The sequence below is a fragment of the Nocardiopsis halophila DSM 44494 genome, from assembly GCF_000341245.1.
Taxonomy (GTDB): Bacteria; Actinomycetota; Actinomycetes; order Streptosporangiales; family Streptosporangiaceae; genus Nocardiopsis_A; species Nocardiopsis_A halophila.
Window position 1 is genome coordinate 1 of record NZ_ANAD01000212.1, and the last position, 754, is coordinate 754.

The 754-nt window shown below is 75.3% G+C and carries 1 protein-coding gene; it reads right to left on the minus strand.

Features of this window, described 5'->3' with window-relative positions; all coding sequences use genetic code 11:
• Positions 1-754: AMP-binding protein (locus D450_RS31145; RefSeq protein ID WP_039820892.1), on the minus strand; the 754-nt coding region annotated here is incomplete at both ends.

The following is a 754-nucleotide window of genomic DNA, read 5'->3' on the forward strand; positions in this document are numbered from 1 at the left end:
CACACCGGGTGGCCGATGGGCACCGTGGCGGCGCCGTCGGGGGTCCAGGCGGCGTCGTAGCAGGTGACATCGACGGCCGCCTCGGTGGGCCCGTAGAGGTTGTGCAGCTCCGCGCCGGGCAGCACCGACCGGAACCGCTCGGCGATGTCGGCGCCCAGCGCCTCGCCGGAGGCGAAGACCGTCCGCAGGGGCAGGCCCTGGTCCGCGTCCGCGGCCGGGGTCTCCAGCGCGTCGAGGGCGTCGAGGAAGATGCGCAGCATCGAGGGGACGAAGTGGCAGACGCTCACCCCGTGGGTGCGGATCAGCTCGGCGAGGTAGGCGGGGTCGCGGTGGCCGCCGGGCTCGGCGACCACCAGCGGCACGCCCGCGGCGAACGGCCAGAAGAACTCCCACACCGACACGTCGAACGACGCCGGCGTCTTCTGCAGGACGCGGTCGCCGGCATCGAGGGCATAGGCGCCCTGCATCCACTCCAGACGGTTCACGATCGCCCCGTGCGCGACCGCCACCCCCTTCGGACGCCCCGTCGAGCCCGACGTGAAGATCACGTACGCCGGGTGCCGGGCGTCCAGCCGGGAGCGCCGGTCGGCGTCGGTCAGCGGGTCGCCGGAGCGGACCTCCAGCCGGCCCTGCAGGCGCGGGTCGTCGAGGTCGAGCACCTCGGGCAGGCCGTCGGGCAGGTCGCGCCGGGTGGGCCCGTCGGTCACCAGGGCCACGGGGCCGGCGTCGGCGAGCATGGCCGCCAACCGCTCCC